The sequence below is a fragment of the Streptomyces sp. NPDC005266 genome, assembly GCF_040607655.1.
Taxonomy (GTDB): Bacteria; Actinomycetota; Actinomycetes; order Streptomycetales; family Streptomycetaceae; genus Streptomyces.
In genome coordinates, this window is sequence record NZ_JBEXHC010000005.1 from 257,083 (window position 1) to 275,564 (window position 18,482).

An 18,482-nucleotide genomic window follows, 5' to 3' on the forward strand; every position below is an offset into this window, starting at 1 on the left:
GGGGCCCGGCCCGTGTGATTGCCGAACGGTCACGCGCTCACGCGCGCCGCGTCAGTTGTCGTCCTCGTCGATGAGGAAGCCCCGCATCGGGCTCGGCGCCTGCTGCATCGGCTGCGGACTCTGCGGCCGCACCGGTGCCATCGGCTGGGTCATCGCGGGAGACATCTGCTGCTGGCCACCGTAGGACGGCGCTCCGCCGTTCTGCTGGTGACCGCCCATGGACTGGTTGCCGCCCATGGTGTGACCACCCATCGAGCCGGCGCCGGCCGAGGCCATGGAGCCGCTCATCGAGGGGGACGGCGGCAGCGAGGCGGTCGCCGGGGTGCGCGGCGGGGCCAGCGAGTCGTCGGCCTGGTTCTCCAGCTGGCGCAGCTGGCTCTCCAGGTACGACTTCAACCGCGTGCGGTACTCGCGCTCGAAGCCGCGCAGATCCTCGACCTTGCGCTCGAGCGTGGCGCGAGCGGACTCCAGGGAGCCCATCGCGACACGGTGCTTTTCCTGCGCGTCCCGCTCCAGCGCGTCGGCCTTGGCGCGGGCGTCCCGCTCCAGGCCCTCGGCGCGGCTACGGGCCTCGCCGACGATCTTGTTGGCCTCGGAACGGGCCTCCGCGATCGCCTGGTCGGCGGTCTGCTGCGCGAGCGAGAGCACGCGCGCGGCGCTGTCACCACCGGGGCCCTGCCCCGGCTGCGGCAGCTGCGGGCCGCCGGGACCGCCCATCGGGCCACCCATGGGACCGCCGGGGCCCATGGGGCCGTTCTGACCCATCGGGCCGTTCTGACCCATCGGGCCGTTCTGACCCATCGGGCCGTTCTGACCCATCGGGCCGTTCTGACCCATCGGGCCGTTCTGACCCATGGGGCCGTTCTGGCCCATCGGGCCGGGTCCGCCCTGCTGCATGGGTCCGGGGCCGTTCTGGCCCATCGGACCCGCCGGCAGCTGCGGGGCACCGCCCGGAAGTTGGGGCGGACCACCCATCTGCTGCTGGCCGGGCGGCACCGGCTGCGGTCCGGATATGGCGGCGGGCACAGGTGCGCCGGGCCTCTCCTGTTGTTCTGGGGGCTTGCGCATCCCTTGTTGCTGACTCTGCGCGGCGGCACGCGTCGCGGCGGCCAGCTTGGCCCGCAGGTCCTCGTTCTCCCTGAGCAGGCGGGTCAGTTCGGCTTCGACCTCGTCGAGGAAGGCATCGACCTCGTCCTCGTCATAGCCTTCTCGGAGGCGGACGGTCGTGAACTGCTTGTTCCGCACGTCCTCGGGGGTCAACGGCATCTCTACTTCACCTCAACGTAGTCGTCGGCAATCGGCAAGACCGTATCGTTCACACCCTGCTCGCAAAATTGCTCACGACGGTGATCAGGATCCAGACGATGATCATCAGCACGAAGAAGGACAGGTCGAGCGCCACACCCCCGAGACGCAGCGGCGGGATGAACCGCCGCAGGAGCTTGAGTGGCGGATCGGTCACAGTGTAGGTGGCCTCGAGGATGACCACCATCGCCCTACCGGGTTGCCACGAGCGTGCGAACTGGAAGACGTAGTCCATCACCAGCCGGAAGATCAGGACGATCAGAAAGCAGTACAGCGCGATATAGATCACCTGCAGTGCGATGTCCATCCCGCGCGTCCCTCTCCCCTGGCTCGTACTCGGCCTCGCGGCCTCGGATGACTCGATGTTGCCGTGTTGCGTCTCAGCTCTGGTTGAAGAACCCGCCCTCTGCGATGCGGGCCTTGTCCTCCGCCGTGACATCGACGTTAGCAGGAGACAACAGGAACACCTTCTGCGTCACCCGCTCAATGCTCCCATGGAGACCGAACACCAGACCGGCGGCAAAGTCGACAAGTCGCTTCGCATCCGTGTCGTCCATCTCGGTCAGATTCATGATAACCGGGGTGCCCTCACGGAAGTGTTCCCCGATAGTACGGGCCTCGTTGTAGGTCCGGGGGTGCAGTGTGGTGATGCGGTACGGCTCCCGCTCGGACACAACCTTGGGCATGATCACAGGTGCGTTCTTCTCCAGGTTCTGACGTTCAGGTGTGATGGATGCCACGGGGGCGATTCGCGCGGGTCGTCCACTTTCCACCGTAAGTGGGGCCGGTTCACGCTGTGCGGGGGGGTGGACGACTCGCACGGATTCGCCCCTTTCCGGCCGCGGTTCGGTCTCCACTACCTGATGACGCCGGCGCTCCCGCTCGGGCTCCGGCTCGGGCTCGAACTCGTCGTCGGGGTCGAACCCCCGGCCGTCGTACCCATCGTCCTCCACGAGGCCGAGGTAGACCGCCATCTTGCGCATCGCGCCGGCCATTCTCTGCGTCCTCCGCTCTGTGGTGGATCGGCTCCGCCACCGGATGCCCTGGATCCACGTGGCCCGCCCGCCTTTTGGCGGGAATGACCATATTTTCTGCTGTGGTCCGACTTCTTCGCGACGTTACCGGAGCCTGGGTCGGACTCCGAGTACCGCAGTGCCAACGCGCACATGTGTCGCTCCGGCCGCCACCGCTTCCTCGAGATCCGAGCTCATCCCCGCCGAGACCATGTTCGCAGCAGGGTGGGTCACGCGCAGGCGGGATGAGATTTCCATCAGCCGGTCGAACGCCGCCCGCGGCTGCCCCGCGAAGGGACCGGCCAGCGGAGCGACGGTCATCAGCCCGTCGAGCCGCAGCCCTTCGGCCTCGACCACGGCGTCTGCCAGCCGCTCCACTCCGTCCGGTCCGACGCCGCCGCGCGCTCCCCGCTCACCGGAGTCGGCATCGAGCGCGACTTGGATCAGGACGCCCAACTCACGGGCGGCCCCGACCGCCGCACCGGAGAGCACGTCGACCAATCGTCGGCGATCGACGGATTGCACCACATCGACATAACTGGAAACGCTACGCACCTTATTGGTCTGCAATTGTCCGACAAAGTGCCACATCAACGGCAAATCCGCGCATTCCGCAGCTTTAGGGGCGGCCTCCTGATCGCGATTCTCGGCGACATGCCGGACCCCGAGTTCCGCCAGCAAACGGATATCGCTCGCGGGGTACGTCTTGGTGACCACGATCAGGGTCACCTCTTCACGCTTGCGACCGGCCGAGGCACAGGCAGCAGAGATACGTTCCTCCACCTGGGCCAGGTTCGCGGCCAGTTCCGTCTTGCGATCCGTCACAGCTCAGCCGTCCAACCAGACATAGCTCGCGAGCCGCCCCGTGGTGCGCTCGCGCCGGTACGAGAAGTGGTCCACCGATTCCAGCGTGCAGATGTGAGATTGTCCATCCATCTCGACGCCCGCACGGGCGAGTTGGGCGCGCACTCCGGCCGCCACGTCCACCGCCGGGGTGCCCCAGCTGGTCTCGGCCCATGCCTCGGGCACCGTCTCGGCGACCGAGGCGCGCATCGCCGCCGGAACCTCGTAGCAGCGGCCGCAGACCGCCGGACCGGTGCGGGCGACGATCCGGGCCGGGTCGGCACCCTGCGCCGTCATCGCCTCGACCACCGCCGGAACCACCCCGGCGACGAGCCCCGGCCGGCCGGCATGGGCGGCCCCGGCGACCCCGGCCACCGGATCGGCCAGCAGCACCGGAGTGCAGTCGGCGGTGAGGACGGCGAGCGCGAGCCCCCGACGGGTCGTCACCACCGCGTCGACCGCGGGGATCTCCTCGTCGCTCCAGGGGCCGCAGGCCACGGCGACATCCCGGCCGTGCACCTGGTTCATCCAGACGACCGCCGCCGGGTCGAGCCCGAGCCCCTTGGCCGCCAGGTCACGGTTGGTCAGGACGGCCTGGGTGTCGTCGCCGACCGCGCCGCCGAGGTTGAGCTGGTCATACGGAGCGGCGCTCACCCCGCCCCACCGGTCGGTGAAGGCGAAATGCGCGCCGCTCGCGTCGTGCTGTTGCGCTATCACTTCTGGATCGCTTCAGGGTCGTCGCCCCGCCAGGCCGGGCGGCTCACTTCAGGAAGTCCGGGACGTCCAGCTCCTCGGCCTGGCTCTCCGGGTACGGACGGGCCGGGGGAACCTGGGGGTGCGGGGTGGACACCGGGGCAGGCGGGGGCACCTCGGCGACGGGGGCGGGCTCCGCCGGGGCGGGCTCCTCCTCGCGCGGGGTGACGTTGCCGAGGCCGCCGAAGGACGGACGGCCGGTCTCCGGGGTGGACGGGCGGCTGGGGGACGAGGCGCCGGCCCCCTCCTCGCGGCTGCCGCCGCCGTACGAACCGAGCACCTTGTCGCGGTTCTTCGCGGGCGGCTGGCCACCGTCGAAGCCCGCCGCGATCACGGTGACCCGGACCTCGTCGCCGAGCGCGTCGTCGATGACCGCCCCGAAGATGATGTTGGCCTCGGGGTGGGCGGCCTCGCTCACCAGCTGGGCGGCCTCGTTGATCTCGAACAGACCGAGGTCCGAGCCGCCGGAGATGGAGAGCAGCACGCCCCGGGCGCCGTCGATGGACGCCTCCAGCAGCGGCGAGGAGATCGCCATCTCGGCAGCGGCCACCGCGCGGTCGTCGCCGCGCGCCGAGCCGATGCCCATGAGCGCCGAGCCCGCCTCGGACATCACGGACTTGACGTCCGCGAAGTCCAGGTTGATCAGACCCGGGGTGGTGATGAGGTCGGTGATGCCCTGAACACCCGACAGCAGCACCTGGTCCGCCGACTTGAACGCGTCGAGCACGCTCACCTGACGGTCCGAAATGGACAGCAGCCGGTCGTTCGGGATCACGATGAGGGTGTCGACCTCGTCGCGCAGCCCCGCGATGCCGTCCTCCGCCTGATTGGCGCGGCGGCGTCCCTCGAAGGTGAACGGACGGGTGACCACACCGATCGTCAGTGCGCCCAGGGAGCGTGCGATGTTCGCGACCACCGGGGCGCCGCCGGTCCCGGTGCCGCCGCCCTCGCCCGCCGTCACGAAGACCATGTCGGCCCCCTTGAGGACCTCCTCGATCTCCTCGCGGTGATCCTCGGCGGCTTTCCGGCCGACATCTGGGTTGGCGCCGGCGCCAAGTCCGCGGGTGAGCTCTCGGCCGACGTCGAGCTTGACGTCCGCGTCACTCATGAGCAGGGCCTGCGCATCGGTGTTGATCGCGATGAACTCGACGCCCTTGAGCCCGACCTCGATCATCCGGTTGATGGCGTTCACGCCACCGCCGCCGATGCCGACGACCTTGATGACTGCGAGGTAGTTCTGCGGTGCTGCCACGTCGAAGGCCTCTCGCCTCGAGTTACGTGTCGTCACCCCGCCGTTGCCGCGGTGTGCCGACTGATGCCGAATGGGACGGTTCCGATTGCCGACCCCAACCCTAACGCTGCAGTTTAGGGTTACCAGTGCCTCTGTTTCCCGGACTCTTCGGAACAGGACACTAAGTCGACAAGTGGTACGCGTTCAATGAACACGCCGAACCTCCCGCTTTTCTTTTCACCCTATGTGATCACCCAGTGGGCTAGCCAGCCAGGGTGCTGGCCTGCCACTATCACGTCAACTGCGAGACACTGCGGGGGCGCTCGGCGCGCTGACGTCGAAGTGACCCGCGTGCGGCTGAGCTTTCATCAGCGCGATGAGCGTCTTCGCCTTCGCCGCGCCGCTCTCGCCGCTCCCCCATGCGATCGTACGGCCGCCGGTCAGCTCAAGGGTGATCGAGTCGTACGAGCGGACGCGCACGGAACGGGTGTCCGCGCGGACCTTCGCCGGGAGTTGGGTGACCACCCGGACGGCCTCCCGGCGCAGCCTGGTCGCGCCGAAATGGCGCGAACTCGGCGACCGGTCCGGCTCCATTTCCAGCAGCGGAACGCCCTTCGGACGCTTGGTGTCGGTGGCGAACCGGACGCCCTCCGCGTCCACTTCGCGGAACTTCCCGCCCTCTTCGACAATCGCTTCGGCCTTGCGTTCCGTCACATCCAGACTGATGGTGTGCGGCCATGACCGGGACACGTCCACATTCGCTATCCGCGGCAGCCGTTCGCGCAGCCGGTGCTCGATGGCTCCGGTGTCCACCGCCACCAGCGGGGTGTGCAGGGGGACGGCCGCCGCCCCCCGCACCTCCTTGGGGGTGAGGACGGCGGTGCCGGCGACCGTCACCCGCTCGGTCCGCAGCCAGCTCGAACCGAAGAGCAGCCAGACGGCGCCGGCGCCGAGCAGGATCACCGCCACCGCGATCAGCAGCAGGGTGCGGCGGCGGGGCAGGCGAAGCCTTGGGCGCGCCACCAGGACGCGCGGGGGCGGGCCGGACGGCGACGTCCCTCGTGAACCGCGCTGTGCGGTCGTCGGTCCGGCCACGCTCCCTGCCTTCTCACGCCTGGTGGCGTGCCGCGATTGCCTCGTACACCATGCCGACCAGCAGCTCGTCGGCGTCCCGGCGGCCGAACTCGGCGGCGCGCCGCGACATCTCGTACAGCCGGTGCGGGTCGCCGAGCACCGGCAGCACATTGCTCTGCACCCACTCGGGGGTCAGCTCGGCGTCGTCGACCAGCAGTCCGCCGCCCGCCTTGACCACCGGCTGGGCGTTGAGCCGCTGCTCGCCGTTGCCGATGGGCAGGGGGACGTAGGCGGCCGGGAGCCCGACGGCGGACAGCTCTGCGACGGTCATCGCGCCCGCGCGGCAGAGCATCATGTCGGCCGCGGCGTACGCGAGGTCCATCCGGTCCACGTAAGGTACCGGGATATAGGGCGGCATTCCGGGCATGTTGTCCACATGCGGCAGTTCGTTTTTCGGACCGACCGCGTGGAGCACCTGGATTCCGGCGCGCTGCAGGAACGGGGCGACCCTCTGGACCACCTCGTTGAGCCGCCGGGCGCCCTGCGAACCGCCGGAGACCAGCAGCGTCGGAAGGTTGGGGTCGAGGCCGAAGGCCGCGCGCGCCTCGGGCCGGACCGCGGCCCGGTCGAGGGTGGCGATGGAGCGGCGCAGCGGGATGCCGACGTAGTGCGCGTTGCGGAGCTTGCTGTCCGGGGTGGAGACCGCGACGTACTTGGCGTAGCGGGAGCCGATCTTGTTGGCGAGACCCGGGCGGGCGTTGGCCTCATGGACGACGATCGGCACCCCGAGCCGCTTGGCGGCCAGATAGCCGGGCAGCGCCACATAGCCGCCGAAGCCGACCACACAGTCGGCCTTGGTGCGCTCCAGGATCTGCTCGGCGGCCTTGATGGTGCCGCGCAGCCGCCCGGGGACGGTGATCAGTTCGGGGGTGGGCTTACGCGGCAGGGGTACGGCGGGGATGAGCCCGAGTTCATAGCCACGCTCGGGTACGAGCCGGGTCTCGAGCCCGCGCTCCGTGCCGAGCGCCGTGATCCCCACGGTCGGGTCCTGCCTGCGCAGGGCGTCCGCGAGGGCGAGCGCGGGCTCGATGTGGCCGGCGGTCCCCCCACCGGCGAGTACGACATGCACCGAAATTCACCGCTCTCCGGACGGCCGCTTCTTGACGGGCCGTCTCATCGTCTTCCGTCTCACCCGAGCCAGCTTCTTCCGCAAAGCAGGCTGCCGCATGGCCAGCGCCGCCCGCGCAGCGGGCTCCGCCCGTGCGAAGGCGATCAACAGGCCGACGGCGAACATGGTCGGCAGCAGGGCGGACCCTCCGTAGGAGAACAGCGGGAGCGGAACCCCGGCGATCGGCAGCAGACCCAGCACCGCGCCGATATTGATCATGGCCTGGGCCGTGATCCAGGTGGTCACGCCTCCCGCGGCATACCTCACGAAGGGGTCCTCCGTGCGTCCGGCCACGCGGATACCCGCATAGCCTAGAGCCGCGAAGAGTACGAGAACCGACAGCGTCCCCGCCAGGCCGAGTTCCTCCCCGGTAATGGCGAAGATGAAGTCGGTATGCGGTTCGGGTAGTTCGCCCCATTTCTCCATGGATGCACCGAGTCCCGAGCCGAACCATCCGCCGTTGGCCAGGGCGTAGATCCCATGGACCGCCTGCCAGCACTGATCGTGAGCGCCGGGTTCGGTGGCGCCGATACAGGCGAGCCGGGACATCCGGTTCGCGCTGGTCTTGATGAGCAGCACACCGATCGCCCCGGCGAAGGCGAGCACGCCCACGAAGAGCCGGGTGGGGGCGCCGGCCAGCCAGAGCAGGCCGAAAAGAATCGCCGTGAGAATGATCGCGGTGCCCATGTCGCCGCCCAGCATGATCAGGCCGAGCAGCATCGCCGTCGCGGGCACCAGCGGCACCAGCAGATGCTTCCACTGGGCCAGCAGCCGCTTGTCCTGCTTTCGGGCCAGCAGATCGGCGCCCCACAGGACGAGCGCGAGCTTGCCGAACTCGCTGGGCTGGAGGAGGAACGGGCCGCCGAAGGAGATCCAGTTCCGGTTGCCGTTGACCGCGATCCCCAGCCCCGGCACCTGAACCAGGCACATCAGGAACACCGACACCGCCAGCAGCGGATAGGCGAAGGCGCGGTGCAGCTTGATCGGCATCCGTACGGCGAGCAGCATCAGGGCGCCGCCGAGCGCCGCCGCGAAGAGCTGTTTGCGGAAGAAGTACGACGGAGCGAGCCCCGACTGGAGCGCCTTGATCTGGGAGGCGGAGTAGACCATCACCAGACCCAGCACCAGGATCAGCAGCGCGCCGCCGAGGATCAGGTAGTACGCGGTGAGCGGCCGGTCCCAGGCCCGCCGGACGCGCTGCTGCAGCCCGCGCGCCGCGTCCAGGAGGGTGGAGCGCGAGGGGCGGCGCACCGGACGGGAGGCGCCCGCACCGCCCCGCGGGCGCGCCAGAGCCGCCGCCCGCCCCCCGGCGCGCGCGGCCGCCCGCACCCGCGGGGCCGCCCCGGAAGCGGCCCGCTGCGCGGGACGGTCGGAGACGGCCTGGCGGGCCGGTCGGGAGCGCGGCGCGGCGGGCTGGTCAGGCGTCATGTCGTGTCCCCTCCAGTTTCCCCGCGCGAGCGGTTCTCGCGGGGGACCGGCGGGCTACTGATCGTCCGGGAACCGGCCGGAGGCCAGATCGTGCACCGCCGCGGCGAAGGCCTCGCCCCGCTTGTTGTAGTTGGTGAACATGTCCATCGAGGCGCAGGCCGGTGCCATCAGGACGGTATCGCCCGGCCGGGCGAGCCGCGCCGCTTCGCGCACAGCCGCCGCCATCGCCCCAGTGTCGGTCCGGTCGAGGTCCACGACCGGGACATCGGGCGCGTGTCGCGCCAGCGCTTCGCGGATCAGGGCCCGGTCGGCGCCGATCAGCACGACACCGCGCAGCCGCTGTGACGCCGTGACCACGAGCTCGTCGAAGGTGGCTCCCTTGGCGAGGCCGCCGGCGATCCACACGATGTGCTCGTAGGCCCCCAACGACGCCCCCGCGGCGTGGGTGTTGGTCGCCTTGGAGTCGTCGACGTAGGTGACGCCGTCGACGTCCGCGACATGCTCCACCCGGTGCGGATCGGGCCGGAAGGCGCGCAGGCCCTCCCGTACGGCCGCGGGGGGCACGCCGTAGGCGCGGGCCAGGGCGGCCGCGGCGAGGGCGTTGGCGATGTTGTGCGGCGCCGGCGGGTTCACATCCGAGACCTCGGCGAGCTCGTGGGCCTGCTTGTGCCGGTCTTCCACGAAGGCCCGGTCGACGAGGATGTTCTCGACGACGCCGAGCTGGGAGGGGCCGGGAATGCCGAGGGTGAAGCCGATCGCCCGGCAGCCCTCCTCGACCTCGGCCGCGCGCACCAGGTCCTCGGTGGCGGGGTCGGCGGCGTTGTAGACGCAGGCCACCTGGTTGCCCTCGTAGATCCGGCCCTTGTCGGTCGCGTACGCCGCCATGGAGCCGTGCCAGTCGAGGTGGTCGGGGGCGAGGTTGAGGACGGCCCCGGAGTGGGCGCGCAGGGAGGGCGCCCAGTGCAGCTGGTAGCTCGAGAGCTCGACGGCCAGCACGTCGTACGGTTCGTCGCCGAGCACGATGTCCAGCAGCGAGACGCCGATATTGCCGACGGCGGCGGTACGCAGTCCGGCCGCCTCCAGGATGGCCGCGAGCATCCGTACCGTGGTGGTCTTGCCGTTGGTGCCGGTGACCGCGAGCCAGGGCGGGGCGTCCTCGCCGCGCAGCCGCCACGCGAGCTCCACATCGCCCCAGACCGGGACGCCGGCCTCGGCGGCGGCCAGGAAGAGCGGGCTGGTGGGCTTCCAGCCGGGCGTGGTGACGACCAGCTCGGTGCCCTCGGGAAGCGTGTCACCGTCTCCGAGGCGGACCGTGATGCCGAGCGGCTCCAGTTCGGCCGCCTGGGCCCGCTGCGGCTCGCCGTCGCTGCCGTTGACGACGGTCACGGTGGCCCCGAGGCCCCGCAGCGCACGCGCTGCGGGGACCCCGGAGACGCCGAGTCCGGCGACGGTGACCTGCCGGCCGGCGAGGTCGGTGACGTCGAGGTCGGTGACGTCGGGCGTCACTGGGCTCGCCAGCCCGCGTAGAAGAGACCGAGTCCGACGATCACGCACATGCCCTGGATGATCCAGAACCGGACCACCACAAGGACTTCGCTCCACCCCTTGAGTTCGAAGTGGTGCTGGAGTGGCGCCATCCGGAAGACCCGCTTCCCGGTCATCCGGAAGGAGCCGACCTGGATGACCACGGACATGGTGATCAGCACGAACAGGCCGCCGAGGAGGGCCATCAGCAGCTCCGTACGGGAGCAGATCGCCAGACCCGCCAGCGCGCCGCCGAGGGCGAGCGAGCCGGTGTCCCCCATGAAGATCTTGGCGGGCGAGGTGTTCCACCACAGGAAGCCGAAGCAGGCACCCATCAGCGCGGAGGCGACGACCGCGAGATCGAGCGGATCTCGTACCTCGAAACAGGACGAGGGGTTGGTGAGCGTCTCCGCGTTGGCGCAGGACTCCTGGTACTGCCAGACGCCGATGAAGGTGTAGGCGCCGAAGACCATCACCGAGGCGCCGGTGGCCAGACCGTCGAGGCCGTCGGTGAGGTTCACGCCGTTCGACATCGCCAGGATCATGAACAGCGCCCAGATCGTGAAGATCACCGGGCCGAAGGACCAGCCGAAGTCCTGGACGAAGGAGAGCCGGTCGGAGGCGGGCGTCTGCTGCCGCGCGTCCGCGAAGTTCAGCGAGAGGATCGCGAAGGCGATACCGACGATCAGCTGCCCGGCCATCTTCGCCTTGGCGCGCAGACCCAGGCTCCGCTGCTTGACGATCTTGATGTAGTCGTCCAGGAAGCCGACCAGGCCCATGCCCGCGAACAGGAAGAGCACCAGCACACCGGAGAAGGTCGGCTGGCTGCCAGTGATCACCTTCGTCACGGCGTACGCGATCAGCGTCGCCAGGATGAAGGCGATACCACCCATGGTCGGGGTGCCGCGCTTGCTGCCGTGCGTACGCGGGCCGTCGTCCCGGATGTACTGGCCATAGCCCTTGCGGGCCAGCAGCTTGATCAGCAGCGGGGTGCCGATCAGGGTCAGAAAGAGCCCGATGGCTCCCGCGAAGAGGATCTGCCTCATGCCCATCGGCCGGAGACCTCACCCTCACCCTCGAGCAACGCCTGCGCGAGCCGCTCCAGGCCGACCGACCTGGACGCCTTCACCAACACGACGTCCCCCGGTCGCAGTTCGCTGCGCAGCAGTTCCACCGCTGCCCGCACGTCGGACACGTGCACCGACTCCTCACCCCACGAACCCTCGTTCTTGGCGCCCATGTCCAGCCAGGCGGCCTCCTGGCCGCCGACCGCCACGAGCTTGCTGACGTTGAGCCGGACGGCCAGCCGCCCGACCGCGTCGTGCTCGGCGAGTGACTCCTCGCCCAGCTCGGCCATCCGGCCCAGCACCGCCCACGTGCGACCCCCCGGTGTAGCGGCGCCCATCGCGGCCAGCGCGCGCAGCGCGGCTCGCATGGACTCGGGGTTCGCGTTGTAGGCGTCGTTGACGACCGTCACGCCGTCCGAGCGCTCGGTGACCTCCATCCGCCAGCGGGAGAGCTGCCCCGCCTCGGAGAGCGCCACGGCGATCTCGTCGACGGACATGCCCAACTCATGGGCGACGGCGGCCGCGGCGAGCGCGTTCGACACGTGGTGCTCACCGTACAGGCGCATGGTCACTTCGCTGCACCCGGTAGGGGTGTGAAGGGTAAAGGCGGGGCGGCCACCGTCCGAGAGCCGGACATTCTCGGCACGGACGTGGGCGTCCTCGGCCTCGCCGAACAGAACGGTACGGGCCTTCGTACGGGAGGCCATGGCGCGCACCAGGGGGTCGTCGGCATTGAGCACCGCGATCCCGCCGTCCTCGGCGGGCGGCAGCGCCTCCACCAGTTCGCCCTTGGCCTCGGCGATCTGCTCACGGCCGCCGAACTCGCCGATATGGGCGGTGCCGACGTTGAGGACGAGGCCGATCCGGGGCGGGGTGAGGTCCGTCAGATACCGGATGTGGCCCTTGCCGCGCGCGCCCATCTCCAGCACCAGGTGCTGGGTGGTCTCGTCGGCGGTCAGCGCGGTCAGCGGCAGCCCGATCTCGTTGTTGAGCGAGCCCGGCGTCCACACGGTGGGGCCGTGGCGCTGGAGCAGCTGGGCGATGAGGTCCTTGGTGCTGGTCTTGCCCGCGGAGCCGGTGAGCGCGACCACGGAGGTGCCCAGGCGCTGCACGACCGCGCGCGCGAGCGCTCCCATGGCGGCGATGACGTCGGGCACGACGATCGCGGGGACCGGGGCTTCCGCGGTACCGACGGGGCGGGCGGCCAGAACCGCCACCGCGCCCGCCTCGACCGCACCCCGAGCGAAGTCGTGGCCGTCCACGCGCTCCCCGGGGAGCGCGGCGAAGAGGCTGCCGGGCCGCACCTCACGGGAGTCGATCACGACGGGACCCACGACCTTCAGGTCGGGGTCCGGTATGTCGTGCGGTCGGCCACCGACGAGGCCGGCGATCTCTGCGAGGGACAGGGCGATCACTGATCACCTCCGGCCGTGCGGGAAAGCTGCCTGGAGGGGGCTGGTACGCGCATGGCGGTCTGTCATCCCTGGTCGTGTCGGTCTGTGTCCCGGAGCGGCCCGCTCGCCTCCCGGCGCTCGGAATCGCGCCGGCGGGCTCGCTCACTGAGCTCGATGGCTTCGCGTAGTACCTGGCGGTCGTCGAAGGCGCGTACCACCCCGGCGATGTCCTGGCCCTGCTCATGGCCCTTGCCCGCGACGATGACGGTGTCGCCGGGCTCGGCGCGGGCGACGGCGGCAGCGATGGCGTTCGCCCGGTCCTCCTCGACCAGCACATCGCCGCGCTCGTGCGCGGGCACCTCGGCGGCGCCCGCGAGCATGGCGGCGAGGATCGCGAGGGGGTCCTCGGAGCGGGGGTTGTCGGAGGTGAGGACGGCGGTGTCGGCGTGCCGGGCCACCGCGGCGCCCATGGGGCCGCGCTTGAGCCGGTCGCGGTCGCCGCCGCAGCCGAGGACGGCGTGCAGTTTGCCGTCGGTGACCCTGCGCAGGGCGCGCAGTACCGACTCCACGGCGTCGGTCTTGTGGGCGTAGTCGACGACCGCCAGATACGGCTGGCCGATGTCCACCCGCTCCAGCCGGCCGGGGACGCCGGGGACGGCGGCGATGCCGTCGGCGGCCGTCTGCGGGTCGATCCCGGCGACGTCGAGGGCCACGATCGCGGCGAGTGCGTTCGCGACGTTGAAGGGGCCCGGGAGCGGCGCGGCGGCACGCACGGACTCACCGTTCGGGCCGATGGCGGTGAAGGTCGAGCCGAGCGGGCCGACCTCGACGTCCGCGGCGCGCCAGTGGGCGTCGGGGTGGCCCTCGGCGGAGAAGGTGATGACCGGGACCTCGGACTGCTCGATCAGCCGGCGGCCGTACTCGTCGTCGAAGTTGATCACTCCGGCCCGGCTGCGGGCCTTGGTGAACAGCTGGGCCTTGGCCTGGAAGTAGTCCTCCATGCCGGAGTGGAACTCCATGTGCTCCGGGCTGAGGTTGTTGAAGACGGCGACGTCGAAGACGCAGCCGTCGACGCGGCCGAGGACCAGGGCGTGGCTGGAGACCTCCATGACGACCGAGCGGACGTCGCGCTCGCGCATCACCGCGAAGAGCGCCTGGAGGTCGGTGGCCTCCGGGGTGGTGCGCTCGGACTTCATGCGGTCGTCGCCGATCCGCGTCTCGACGGTGCCGATGAGACCCGTCAGGCCGCCGTCGGCCTTCGCGGCGGCCCGCAGGCCGCCCTCGATGAGGTACGCGGTCGTGGTCTTGCCGGAGGTGCCGGTGATGCCGATCTGGAGCAGGCCGCGGCCGGGCTCGCCGTAGATGGTGGCGGCCAGCGCGCCCATCCGGCCGCGCGGGTTGTCCACGACCAGGACCGGCAGCCCCGTGGCGGCGGCGCGCTCGGCGCCGGCCGGGTCGGTCAGTACGGCGGCCGCGCCGAGGTCGGCGGCCTGGGCGGCGAAGTCCGCGCCGTGGAGGCGGGCACCGGACAGCGCGGCGTACACATCGCCTGGGCGCACGGCGCGCGAGTCATGGGTGATCCCGGTGACCGCGGCCTCGGCCGGTGCTTCGGGGGCATCGACGCCCAGCTGATCCGCCAGCTCCGCGAGCGGGATCGGGCGGACCTGGACAGGGCGGGGCGCTCCCGGGTATTCCACAGAAACGTCCTTCTGAGGGGTTTGGTACTGATCAGCGTGGGGCACGGCGGTGAGCGTACCCGGCACACCCACTCCCCCGCGAAATGAGGCGGCGGAACGAGGCGGTACCGGACCGTGGTTCCCGGGGCCCGGCGTGATCGTCGTCACTGCTGAGTCCGCTCACCGGCCGGGGCTGTAGCTCACGGGGAGCCGCTTGGCCTGCTTGCCGGTGGGCGCGGCCTGCAGGCTCTTCAGCCCGAATTCCATGACCTTCTTGTACACCGGTCCGCAGATCTGTCCGCCGAAGTAACTGCCCTTCGTCGGATTCTGTACGGCGCAGTAGACCGTGAGGCGCGGTTTGTCGGCGGGCGCGAAGCCGGCGAAGGAGGCGGTGTAGCCGCGGTAGTGGCCGGTCTTCGGGTCCACTCGGTTGGAGGTGCCGGTCTTGCCCGCGACCTGGTAGCCGGGGATCTTGGCCTTGGTGCCGGTGCCCTGCTGATCGTTGACGACCGACCCGAGCATCTCGGCGAGCGTCTTCGCGGTCTCCTTACTGACGACGCGGGTCTTCTTGGGCGCGGGCGCGGGCGTGAAGCCGCCCCCGGGGCCCTTGGTGCCGCGGACGAGGGTGGGCTCGACGCGCTCACCGCCGTTGGCGATGGTGGAGTACACGGAGGCCGCCTGGACGGCGTTGAGCGACAGCCCCTGGCCGAAGGCGATCGTGTACTGCTGCGAGGCGCTCCAGTCCTGCGGCTTGGCCAGGATGCCCGGGGTCTCCCCGGGGAAGCCGAGTCCGGTGGGCCGGCCGATCCCGAACTTCCGCAGATAGGAGTAGAGAATCCGGTTCTTCTGCTTGCTGTTCTTCGCCAGCTGCTCGGTGGCGAGGATGGTGCCGATGTTGCTGGACTTGGCGAGCACGCCGTTGAGCGTCAGGTACCAGGTGGGGTGGTCGATGTCGTCGGCGAAGGCCCGGTCGGCGCGCGGCAGCCGGTTCGGGACCACCACATGGGTGTCCCACCGCGCCACGCCCTCCTGGAGGACGGCGGCCATCGACATCAGCTTGCTGACGCTGCCGGGCTCGTAGGCGTCCGAGACCGCGGCGTTGCCCAGGGCGTCCGCGTCCGTGGTGGTGATGTCGTTCGGATCGAAGCCGGGGGCGTTGGCCATCGCCAGGATCTGCCCGGTCCGGGTGTCCTGGACGATGACATAGCCGCGGTCGGCCCGGGACTTCCCGACCTGCTCGGTGATGGCGCTCTGGGCGGCCCACTGGATGTCGCGGTCGAGGGTCAGCTCGATGTCGCTGCCGGGGACCGCGGGCTGTTCCTTGACGTCGCCGGTGGGCACCTGGTGGCCGCCGGACTGGGCGTAGACCCGCTTGCCGTCCTTACCCGCGAGCTTCTTGTCCAATTGCTGTTCGAGCCCCGCCGCGCCGCGGCCGTCGGCGCCCACGAAGCCCAGTAGCCCGGCGGCCAGGTCCCCGTTCGGATAGACCCGCTTGCTGTGCGCCTCCCGGTTCACCCCGGCCAGCACATTGGTGCCCTTGCCCTTGGCCGCGGCGTCGTCCAGGGCGTTCTTCAGGTCCTTGATCTGCTTCCAGACCTGCGGGGACTGCTGCCGGGCCAGCACCACGTACTGCGACCTCGGGTTGTCGGTGAGCTTCTTCTCCAGGTCGGCCCGGTCCTTGCCGAGGATCGGCGCGAGGAGGGAGGCGGCCTGGCGCGGGGCGTCATGGGTCTTGGCCGTCTTGGGCGTGAGGAGGTCGGGGGCGGCGGTGATGTCGTACGCGTCCACCGTGGTGGCCAGGGCCACGCCGTCGCGGTCGGTGATGGAGCCGCGCTCGGCGGAGAGCTTCACCGGGATGTAGCGGTTGACGTTGGCCTTGGCCGCGTACGCGCTCGCGTCCACGGCCTGCACCTGGAGCAGCCGTACGACGAAGGCCAGCATGACGAGGGTGAGGCCGAGGCTGATCAGCCGCAGCCGGGGGCGCGGGCTGCCCAGCCGCAGCGGCTGGGACGCGCCGGGGCGCGGGCGCTGCGGCGGGCGTCCGGACACCCCGGGGCGCCGGTCGGGACGGTGCGCGGTGCCCTGGCGCGGCCGGCGCTCGGCGCGTGGGCCGGCCGGCCCCGGCACCCCGCGGCGGCGCGGATCCCGGGGCCCGGTCACGCGGCGCCCATCCGGGATTCGGCGGATGGGCTCGGCTGGGCGCAGACAAGGGTTCGCGTCACCGTGTCACCTACTGAGGGCCGGGGTGGACGTCGCGGAGGCGGAGGGGGACCGCTGGGGTGTCTTCGAGGCCGCCGTGGCGGTCGCCGTGGGCTTCCCCGTGTGCTTCCCCTTGTGCTTCTTGTGCTTCCCCGCGGTCGGCGAGGGGGACGGCGTGGGCGTGGCCGCGACGGCGGGTGAGACCGGCGTCGGGTCCAGCAGGGGTGGCACGACCGGCCCGGGGGCGCCGAGCGCCGAGGGCTGCCCCGTCGCCGGGGCGGGCACACCGCGGACCGTGCCGTCCGGGTTGAGGAAGGCGGGGCTGCCGCCGGGCACCATGCCGAGCTCGCGGGCGCGCCGCTCCAGGGCGCCGGGCGCGGAGAGCTGGTCGACGTCCTGCTGAAGCGCCTGGCGCTCGTCGGTGAGCTCGTCGGTCTGTTTCTCCAGCTTGCTGAGTTCGAACGATCCCTGGTTGAGGGAGGAGTTCAGCAGCAGCAGCGCGATCAGTCCGGAGCCGAGCACGACGACCACGAGCAGGACGAAGGGGGCGCGCCTGGCCGTGGTGGCCCCCGGCGCCCGCCCTTTCGGGCCCCCCGCCCCGCTCATAGCGCCTCCTCGTTCGCTTCTCCGCCCGCGCGGCGCAGAGGTGCGGCTCTCGTCGCCGCCTGCGGCCCGGCGGCCACGCGTACGTCGCTCACAGTCGCTGCTCCTCCCGGATGCGCTCCGCGCCCCGAAGGCGCGCCGGGGCCGCCCGGCGATTCTCGGCGATCTCCTCCTCGGTGGGCAGCTCCGCCCCGCGGGTGAGCAGCTTGAGCCGGGGCTGGTACTGCTCGGGGACGACCGGCAGCCCGGGTGGTGCGGTGTTGCCGGCGCCCGCCGTGAGCACCTGCTTGACCAGGCGGTCCTCCAGCGAGTGGTACGAGAGGACGGCGATCCGGCCGCCGACGGTGAGCGCGGAGACGGCCGCCGGGATGGCCCGCTCCAGGACCGCGAGCTCCCCGTTGACCTCTATCCGCAGCGCCTGGAAGGTGCGCTTGGCGGGGTTGCCGCCGGTGCGCTTGGCGGCCTGCGGCAGCGCGTCGCGGATCAGCTCGACGAGCCGGGCACTGTTGCTGAACGGTTCCTTCGCACGCTCGCGCACCACGGCGTCCACGATCTTCTTGGCGAACTTCTCCTCGCCGTACGCCCGCAGGATGCGCACCAGCTCGCCCGGCGGATAGGTGTTGAGCACCTCGGCGGCGCTGATGCCGGTGGACTGGTCCATCCGCATGTCCAGCGGGGCGTCCTGGGCGTAGGCGAAGCCGCGCTCGGCCTCGTCCAGCTGCATGGACGACACGCCGAGGTCGAAGAAGACCCCCTGGACGCGCGGCACGCCGAGCCGGTCGAGAACCTCGGGCAGCTCGTCGTAGACAGCGTGCACCAGGGTCGCCCGGTCGCCGTACGGGGCGAGTCGCTCGCCCGCGAGCCGCAGCGCGGCCGGGTCGCGGTCGAGGGCGATCAGCCGGGCCGCCGGGAAGCTGCTCAGCAGCGCCTCGCTGTGTCCGCCCAGGCCCAGGGTGCAGTCGACGACGACCGCGCCGGGCTGGGCGAGAGCGGGGGCCAGCATGTCCAGACAGCGCTGGAGCATGACGGGAACGTGGAGAGCGTTGCTGCTCATTGCGCTGCTCGTGCGCCCTTCTGAGGGTCGGGCGAGGAGGGTACGCACCTCCGGGTCCCCGCCCGCTCTGAAGGGGAAGCGGCCATCTGGCGCCGGGGAAGTGACGTCAGGCGGCCGGAGCGGGAGGAGGCCGAGGGGTACGTACGCACC

16 protein-coding genes are annotated in these 18,482 nt (G+C 71.0%); all 16 read right to left on the bottom strand.

Annotated elements, in window-relative coordinates; translation table 11 throughout:
* Positions 1 to 51: 51 nt before the first annotated feature.
* The 16 genes from ABZU99_RS12390 to rsmH all read right to left on the bottom strand — a co-directional run bounded on the left by ABZU99_RS12390 (position 52) and on the right by rsmH (position 18,332).
* Positions 52 to 1,266 carry a DivIVA domain-containing protein gene (locus ABZU99_RS12390; protein ID WP_355939358.1) on the bottom strand — a complete coding sequence of 405 codons (1,215 nt, stop codon included), beginning with the start codon at positions 1,264 to 1,266 and terminating at the stop codon, positions 52 to 54.
* A gap of 49 nt (positions 1,267 to 1,315) precedes the next feature.
* Positions 1,316 to 1,612, bottom strand: coding sequence for a YggT family protein (locus ABZU99_RS12395; RefSeq protein ID WP_355939355.1), 297 nt, complete (start codon positions 1,610 to 1,612; stop codon positions 1,316 to 1,318).
* Positions 1,613 to 1,685: 73 nt separating this feature from the next.
* Positions 1,686 to 2,300, bottom strand: a complete 615-nt coding sequence (gene sepF / locus ABZU99_RS12400) for a cell division protein SepF (protein ID WP_355939349.1) — start codon at positions 2,298 to 2,300, stop codon at positions 1,686 to 1,688.
* 123 nt (positions 2,301 to 2,423) lie between these two features.
* Positions 2,424 to 3,143 carry a YggS family pyridoxal phosphate-dependent enzyme gene (locus tag ABZU99_RS12405; RefSeq protein WP_355939346.1) on the bottom strand — a complete coding sequence of 240 codons (720 nt, stop codon included), beginning with the start codon at positions 3,141 to 3,143 and terminating at the stop codon, positions 2,424 to 2,426.
* A gap of 3 nt (positions 3,144 to 3,146) precedes the next feature.
* Positions 3,147 to 3,878 (bottom strand): peptidoglycan editing factor PgeF, encoded by a 732-nt coding sequence (gene pgeF, locus ABZU99_RS12410; protein WP_356046789.1) that lies wholly within the window; start codon positions 3,876 to 3,878, stop codon positions 3,147 to 3,149.
* A gap of 43 nt (positions 3,879 to 3,921) precedes the next feature.
* Positions 3,922 to 5,166, bottom strand: a complete 1,245-nt coding sequence (gene ftsZ / locus ABZU99_RS12415; RefSeq protein ID WP_355939339.1) for a cell division protein FtsZ — start codon at positions 5,164 to 5,166, stop codon at positions 3,922 to 3,924.
* Between the two features lie 276 nt (positions 5,167 to 5,442).
* Complete coding sequence (locus ABZU99_RS12420; protein ID WP_356046786.1) at positions 5,443 to 6,240, bottom strand: FtsQ-type POTRA domain-containing protein; 798 nt, start codon at positions 6,238 to 6,240, stop codon at positions 5,443 to 5,445.
* A 13-nt stretch (positions 6,241 to 6,253) separates the two neighbouring features.
* Complete coding sequence (gene murG / locus ABZU99_RS12425; protein WP_355939333.1) at positions 6,254 to 7,348, bottom strand: undecaprenyldiphospho-muramoylpentapeptide beta-N-acetylglucosaminyltransferase; 1,095 nt, start codon at positions 7,346 to 7,348, stop codon at positions 6,254 to 6,256.
* A gap of 6 nt (positions 7,349 to 7,354) precedes the next feature.
* Positions 7,355 to 8,815, bottom strand: a complete 1,461-nt coding sequence (gene ftsW, locus ABZU99_RS12430; RefSeq protein WP_355939330.1) for a putative lipid II flippase FtsW — start codon at positions 8,813 to 8,815, stop codon at positions 7,355 to 7,357.
* A gap of 54 nt (positions 8,816 to 8,869) precedes the next feature.
* The gene (gene murD, locus ABZU99_RS12435) at positions 8,870 to 10,321 is read right to left on the bottom strand and encodes a UDP-N-acetylmuramoyl-L-alanine--D-glutamate ligase (RefSeq protein WP_356046784.1); all 1,452 of its coding nucleotides are present in this window, start codon (positions 10,319 to 10,321) and stop codon (positions 8,870 to 8,872) included.
* A complete protein-coding gene (gene mraY, locus ABZU99_RS12440; RefSeq protein ID WP_355852546.1) occupies positions 10,318 to 11,385 on the bottom strand; it encodes a phospho-N-acetylmuramoyl-pentapeptide-transferase in 1,068 nt (355 codons plus the stop codon). Before mraY ends, murD begins: the two co-directional genes overlap by 4 nt.
* The gene (murF, locus tag ABZU99_RS12445; protein ID WP_355939325.1) at positions 11,382 to 12,821 is read right to left on the bottom strand and encodes a UDP-N-acetylmuramoyl-tripeptide--D-alanyl-D-alanine ligase; all 1,440 of its coding nucleotides are present in this window, start codon (positions 12,819 to 12,821) and stop codon (positions 11,382 to 11,384) included. The genes mraY and murF overlap by 4 nt, the downstream gene beginning before the upstream one ends.
* 62 nt (positions 12,822 to 12,883) lie before the next feature.
* Positions 12,884 to 14,644: a UDP-N-acetylmuramoyl-L-alanyl-D-glutamate--2,6-diaminopimelate ligase gene (locus ABZU99_RS12450; protein WP_355939322.1), complete on the bottom strand. Its 1,761-nt coding sequence runs from the start codon at positions 14,642 to 14,644 to the stop codon at positions 12,884 to 12,886.
* A gap of 12 nt (positions 14,645 to 14,656) precedes the next feature.
* Complete coding sequence (locus ABZU99_RS12455) at positions 14,657 to 16,636, bottom strand: penicillin-binding transpeptidase domain-containing protein (RefSeq protein WP_355939319.1); 1,980 nt, start codon at positions 16,634 to 16,636, stop codon at positions 14,657 to 14,659.
* Between the two features lie 66 nt (positions 16,637 to 16,702).
* Positions 16,703 to 17,281 carry a septum formation initiator family protein gene (locus ABZU99_RS12460; RefSeq protein ID WP_356046781.1) on the bottom strand — a complete coding sequence of 193 codons (579 nt, stop codon included), beginning with the start codon at positions 17,279 to 17,281 and terminating at the stop codon, positions 16,703 to 16,705.
* A gap of 88 nt (positions 17,282 to 17,369) precedes the next feature.
* Entirely contained in the window at positions 17,370 to 18,332 is a 963-nt protein-coding gene (gene rsmH, locus ABZU99_RS12465; RefSeq protein ID WP_355939313.1) for a 16S rRNA (cytosine(1402)-N(4))-methyltransferase RsmH, read from the bottom strand.
* Positions 18,333 to 18,482: the final 150 nt, after the last annotated feature.

What these genes read in the sequence shown, in the direction of transcription:
- ABZU99_RS12395 (WP_355939355.1), bottom strand. Translation starts at nt 1,612, where the DNA reads ATGGACATCGCACTGCAGGTGATCTATATCGCGCTGTACTGCTTTCTG.
- ftsW (WP_355939330.1), bottom strand. Translation starts at nt 8,815, where the DNA reads ATGACGCCTGACCAGCCCGCCGCGCCGCGCTCCCGACCGGCCCGCCAG.
- ABZU99_RS12390 (WP_355939358.1), bottom strand. Translation starts at nt 1,266, where the DNA reads ATGCCGTTGACCCCCGAGGACGTGCGGAACAAGCAGTTCACGACCGTC.
- mraY (WP_355852546.1), bottom strand. Translation starts at nt 11,385, where the DNA reads ATGAGGCAGATCCTCTTCGCGGGAGCCATCGGGCTCTTTCTGACCCTG.
- ABZU99_RS12460 (WP_356046781.1), bottom strand. Translation starts at nt 17,281, where the DNA reads ATGAGCGGGGCGGGGGGCCCGAAAGGGCGGGCGCCGGGGGCCACCACG.
- rsmH (WP_355939313.1), bottom strand. Translation starts at nt 18,332, where the DNA reads ATGAGCAGCAACGCTCTCCACGTTCCCGTCATGCTCCAGCGCTGTCTG.
- sepF (WP_355939349.1), bottom strand. Translation starts at nt 2,300, where the DNA reads ATGGCCGGCGCGATGCGCAAGATGGCGGTCTACCTCGGCCTCGTGGAG.